The sequence below is a fragment of the Trebonia sp. genome (assembly GCF_049794275.1).
Taxonomy (GTDB): domain Bacteria; phylum Actinomycetota; class Actinomycetes; order Streptosporangiales; family Streptosporangiaceae; genus Trebonia.
Window position 1 is genome coordinate 1 of sequence record NZ_JBARCR010000172.1, and the last position, 5,234, is coordinate 5,234.

Below are 5,234 nucleotides of genomic sequence, written 5' to 3' on the forward strand. Positions count from 1 at the left end.
GCGCGACCCGGTCAGACCCCGGGTAGCGGAACGTCACGTGCTCGAACCTGATGCCCTCCGTGATGCTGCCGGGGGCGGGCAGGTCCGCGTCCTGCGCGACGGCGGCGGCGTAGTCCTCGAGCCAGGCTAGCCTCCTGGCGCCGTCCATCCAGGTGCCGCGCAGGAAGCCGATCTCGCTGACCGTGGCGCCGACGTAAGACGACAGCCTCGCGCCCGCCGTCAGCACGAGGATCGCCGACGCGGCCGACGCGTGCGGCCCCGCGGTGACGAGGATGATCGCTCCGGTGTAGCCGAGGCCGAAGATCGCCCAGCCGGCCGCGTACCAAGCCGCGGACCGTGTCCTGGCGGCGCCTACCGGGCCGTACCAGCGTTCCCAGGATGCCCGGCGGCGCTGGGCCAGCGCGGGGCCGACGCCGAGCGCCCGGAGTTCCTTGCCCGGCGAGGCGGTGGTGGACAGCGTGAACAGGTGCCGCGCCAGCCGGTCGGCCTGCGCGCCGCGCTCCTGCGCGGTCCGCTCGACGACCGGGCGCCAGGAGGTGGCCGCGACCGTCGGGACGGCGAACAGCACCAGCAGGATCAGCACCGGGTTCACGGTGGCGAGCAGCGCCACGGTGATGGCCAGCCGCAGGATCCAGCCCGCCGTGGAGAACACCGAGTAGTACATGTGGTCGAGGGTGAAGATCTGCTCCCGGAGCACGTACAGCCGGTCGAGGTATTCCGGCCGCTCCTGGTGCGCGATCGTGTCGATGGTCGCCTGCAGCCGCGCCACGTGGGACTCAAGGGCGATCGTGACCTTGTCCCTGAAGCGCCGCTGGATCCTGGTGGACACGGTCTGCAGCAGCCAGGTCGCCACGACGGAGACCGCGATCGCCGCGATCGCGAACCACAGCAGGCCGGGGCTGTTCTCGAGCAGGCCCTTGCCGAGCAGCGTGAACCAGACCGCGAGCAGCGCGTCGGGCAGCGCCGCGGCCAGCGCGAGGACGAAGGCGGTGCCCATCAGCGCCGGCTCGTAGTGGAACCCCAGGCGGCACAGCCGCCACATCGAGGACAGCCCGGGCGGTAGCGCGTCGCCGCCGCCCGGGACCCGGCGCAGCCGCTCATGAGAGGACATCGAACGTCACCTCCTCCTCGCCTTCCTCGGGCGTCCCGGCGGCGAACCGCTGCGCCTGCAGCGAGAACATCCGCCAGTAGCGGCCGTGCAGCTGCATCAGCTCGTCGTGGCTGCCGAGCTCGACGACCCGGCCGTCCTCGACGACCGCGATCCGGTCGGCGTGCCTGACGGTGGAAAACCGGTGCGAGATGAGGATGGTCGTGCACTGCCTGGTGGCGGCGAGGATCCGCTCGAAGATCTCCATCTCGCCGCGGACGTCGAGCTGCGCCGTCGGCTCGTCGAGCAGCACGAGGCCGGCGCCGAGCCGGACGGAGGCCAGCGCCCGGGCGAGGGCGACGCGCTGCCACTGGCCGCCCGACAGGTCGGTGCCGCCCGCGTAGCCCTTGGCCAGCGGCGTGTCCAGGCCGGCCAGGTCCGTCGCGCCCGCCTCGGCCAGGGCCACTCTGATGGCATCGTCTCTGATGGCATCGTCGAGCGCCCCGGGGTCACGTCCGTCCGCGGTCTGCCGCGGGACGACGTTCTCCCTGAGAGTCAGCTCGAACCGCGTGAAGTCCTGGAACACGGCGGTGACCCGCCGCCGCCACGATTCGAGGTCCAGGTCCCGCAGGTCGGTGCCGTCGGCCTCGATCGCGCCCGACTGCGGGTCGTACAGCCGGCACAGCAGCTTGGCGAGGGTGGTCTTTCCCGCGCCGTTCTGGCCGACGATGGCGAGCGAGCTGCCCGCGGGGATCTCCAGGCTGAAGTTCCTGAGGACGGGGCGGCCGGGGGCGGCCGGGTAGGCGAAGGTCACGTCGCGGAACGCGATGTTCTGGCTGGGCATGCCGTCCGCCGGGTTGTGCCCCCGTTCGGTGATGGTGCCGGCCTTGCTCATCGCGGCCTTCAGCCGGGCGACCGCCGCGACCGGCGCCGCGGCGCCGTCCAGCGCCCAGTTCAGCCCGCCGAACGCGATCATGGACGCGCCCGCGACCGCCGACGCGTACGCGACGAGCGCGCCGAGGGAGAGCCGGTGGTCCAGCGCGGCGGACCCGAGCATCCACAGCACGAGCCCGTTGGCCGCCAGCACGATCGCGAGGCTGGCGAGCACCGAGCGCTCGCGCATCCGGGTCGCGTCGTACTGCAGCCGGTGCAGGTGGCGCCTGCTGGTGAGGAAGCGCTCCAGCACCCAGTCGGGCAGCCCGAAGATCCGCACTTCCTTGGCGGCCGGCGGGTCGACGGCCAGCCGGAAGGCGTAGTCGGCGTCCCGCTGTGCCTGCCGCACCTCGTCGGTGTTGCGGTCCTTCCACACGGCGCTCTCGCGCAGCAGCCAGTGCGTGGCGAGCCAGGCGCCGGCCAGCACCGGCGGCGCCCACCAGGCGAAGCCGAACAGCACGCAGGCCTGGGCGAGGCCCGCCACCATGTCCACCAGGCCGCCGGCGATGAAGTCCATCGAGGTGGACAGCGGGGGAGCGGTCATGCCGCGGTCGAAGTCCCTGGCCACCTGGAGGTCTTTGGCGAGCTCGGGGTCTTCCAGGTGGCCGATCCCCGGTACGGCGGCGCAGGCGCCGGTCAGCTCGTCGTACAGCCAGGCGGCGGTCCTGTCGCCGAGGTTGGCGGACAGCGACGTGTGCAGCGGCCCGAGGACCTGCATGAGGATGAACACGACGCCCACCACGGCCAGCGGCGCCGCGAGGCTGGCGCGGTGCTGGACCGCCGCCACCAGCACGCCGGTGACCACGGAGAAAGCGGCGGGCAGCAGCCCTCGCGCGCCGAGCATCACCCACCAGGCGGCCGCCATCGGCGGGTCCGCCCGCCGCACGGCGGCCGCGAGCTGAACCTCCTGCCGCACCCGCAGCCGCTCCCGCTTCTTCGCCTCCTTTTCCGCTGGGCTCACCCTTCTATGTCGTCAGCCTCGAATGCTCGTTCTAGGTTAACGGCTTCGGGAAGAATATGCCTAGCGGCTGGGCGACCAGGCGGCTGACCGCGCCGGTGTCGTCGAGCTCGAACTCGACGGTGATGGCCGGCTGGCCCTTCACGCCGAAGCGCAGGCCGTGCCCCGGCTCCAGTTCCAGCGACGGGGTGCCGGGCGTGGCCACGGTCAGCACGCGGTCACCCTGCAGGGCGACCTCGATCTCGACCGGGCCCATGGCGTACGTGCCGGTCAGCCGCCTGAGCACCTCGGGATCCCGGGCCGGGGCGTCGGGCAGCCGGTCGAAGCGCAGCGGGTCGACGGACGGCTCGAACGGGACGGTGAGGCCCGTGATGTCGCCGTCGGCGTCGGACAGGAACATGAGCGGGAAGATGTGCGACTGGTCGCCGAGCTCGTGCCATTCGAGGTCGAACGTCTCGTAGTGCCGGTGCGCCATGCTCAGGTCCAGCGTGCCGAGCCGGGGTCGCAGGGTCTCCCCGTCGGTGGTGATGCTGAGCACGCCGTAGCCGGGATGCTCGTAGTCGCCGGCGTAGGCGGCGAGTGGCCTGGGTCTTGCGGCGCTGGCGACGACCCGGCGGACGCTGCGGGCCTCGCGCATCCCGCCCATGGCCGCGTCGAAGCGCGGCTTGAAGTCCCCGAACCAGTCCAGCGGCTCCAGCGCGAGGAGCTCGTCGAGGACCCGGTAGGCGACGACCGGTGCCATGGCGCTCGACGAGGTGTTGGTCAGCACGATGACGCCGATGCCGTCGTCGGGCAGCAGCATGCACTCGGTCTGGAACCCGTCGATGCCGCCGCCGTGCTCGGCGACCCGGTGTTCGCGGTACCGGCCGATCAGCCAGCCCAGCCCGTAGGCGTGCCTGGTCGAGGCGGGGAAGGTCGGGTCCTCGGATATCAGCGTGTGCGGGGTGTGCTGCAGCGCCACCGTGGCCGGCGACATGACCGGCGGGCCGTCGGGGTGGCCGGGCATGCGGGGCACGCGGCCGCCGAGCTGGGCCAGCAGCCAGCGGGTCATGTCGTCGGCGCTGGAGTTGATGGCGCCCGCGGGCGCCAGGGCGGTCACCGGCCGGGCTGGCACAGGAACCACGACACCGGAACGGCGCTCGTAGGCGGTGGCGTGGTCCGGGTCGGTGAGCATCTCGCCGACCGACAGGTTCGACCGGCTCATGCCCAGCGGCGTCAGCAGCCGGGACTGCGTGTACTCCTCCCACGGCATGCCGGACAGCGCCTCCACGAGGTGCCCGGCCACCAGGTAGCCGAGGTTGCAGTACTGGAACTGCTGGCGCAGGTCCCTGCTGAGCGGGAGGAACCGCAGCCGGCGGACCAGGTCGGCGCGGGACCGGTCCGGGTGGCCGATCCAGGTCAGGTCGTGGCGGGGCAGCCCGGACCGGTGCGCCAGCAGGTCGGTGATGGTCACCCGGCCGGTCACTATGGGATCGTGCAGCCGCAGGCCGGGAAGGTAGTCCTGGAGCGGGCGGTCCCACTCCAGGAGGCCGTCGTCGACGAGGGCGCCGACCGCCGCGACGGTGAACGCTTTCGTGACCGACCCGATGGCGAACAGCGTGTCCTTGGTGACCGGCGTTTCCGCGGCCTGGTCACGGTGGCCCCAGCCGGCGGCCAGGACGACGTCCCCGTCCCTGACGGCGGCGACGGCGCACCCAGGGACCTCCCAGGCAGCCAGCTGCCCGGTGACGAATTCATCGATGCTCTGCACGGACAGAAGTGAATCAGAGCCGGGCGGGGTCAGGATAGGCCCCGGGCGGACCAGGCCGGTCAGTGACCGGCGATCCGGGCAGGCGCGCGTCTGGTCCGGTTCCACCACAGCGAGAGCGCCACCGCCGCGGCGATGAGCAGGCCGCCGCCGCCGGCGAACCAGGCGGCGAGGTCGAGGTGCTTGCGGACGATCGTGAAGGCCGCGGGCAGGTGGTCCAGGGCACTGCTGAGCTGGTTGGCGTCTTGCGCGCGGTAGAACGAGCCGCCGGTGGTGCGGGAGATCTGCATCAGCGCGCTGTAGTCGGCCTCGAACGGGTTGCCCGCCCCGCCGGAGCCGCCGCCGCCGAAGCCGCCGCCGCCGAAGCCGCCGCCCCCGCCGCCGAAGCCGCCGAAGAGCAAACCGAGTTCACCGTGATGCTCACCGCCGGTGGCGCCAAGAAGATCAACGTGATCAAGGAAGTCCGCTCGGTCCGTCCGGACCTCGGCCTGAAGGAAGCCAAGGACCTC

The 5,234-nt window shown here is 72.4% G+C and carries 4 protein-coding genes and 1 pseudogene; 1 reads left to right on the top strand and 4 read right to left on the bottom strand.

The genetic code is table 11. From position 1 onward, the window contains the following. From WA805_RS04920 to WA805_RS04935, 4 genes and pseudogenes are all read right to left on the bottom strand, one after another. Window positions 1-1,111: pseudogene (locus tag WA805_RS04920) on the bottom strand (hypothetical protein); the annotation flags it as partial. Continuing rightward, window positions 1,098-2,981 carry an ABC transporter ATP-binding protein gene (locus tag WA805_RS04925; protein ID WP_425241753.1) on the bottom strand — a complete coding sequence of 628 codons (1,884 nt, stop codon included), beginning with the start codon at window positions 2,979-2,981 and terminating at the stop codon, window positions 1,098-1,100. The gene WA805_RS04925 and the pseudogene WA805_RS04920, both read right to left, overlap by 14 nt. A gap of 31 nt (window positions 2,982-3,012) precedes the next feature. After that, entirely contained in the window at window positions 3,013-4,728 is a 1,716-nt protein-coding gene (locus tag WA805_RS04930; protein ID WP_425241754.1) for a serine hydrolase, read from the bottom strand. Window positions 4,729-4,787: 59 nt separating this feature from the next. Beyond that, window positions 4,788-5,126 (bottom strand): hypothetical protein, encoded by a 339-nt coding sequence (locus WA805_RS04935; protein ID WP_425241755.1) that lies wholly within the window; start codon window positions 5,124-5,126, stop codon window positions 4,788-4,790. Window positions 5,127-5,141: 15 nt separating this feature from the next. Here WA805_RS04935 and WA805_RS04940 point away from each other — a divergent pair. Further along, a partial coding sequence (locus WA805_RS04940) for a ribosomal protein L7/L12 (protein ID WP_425241756.1) occupies window positions 5,142-5,234 on the top strand: 93 nt, incomplete at its 3' end.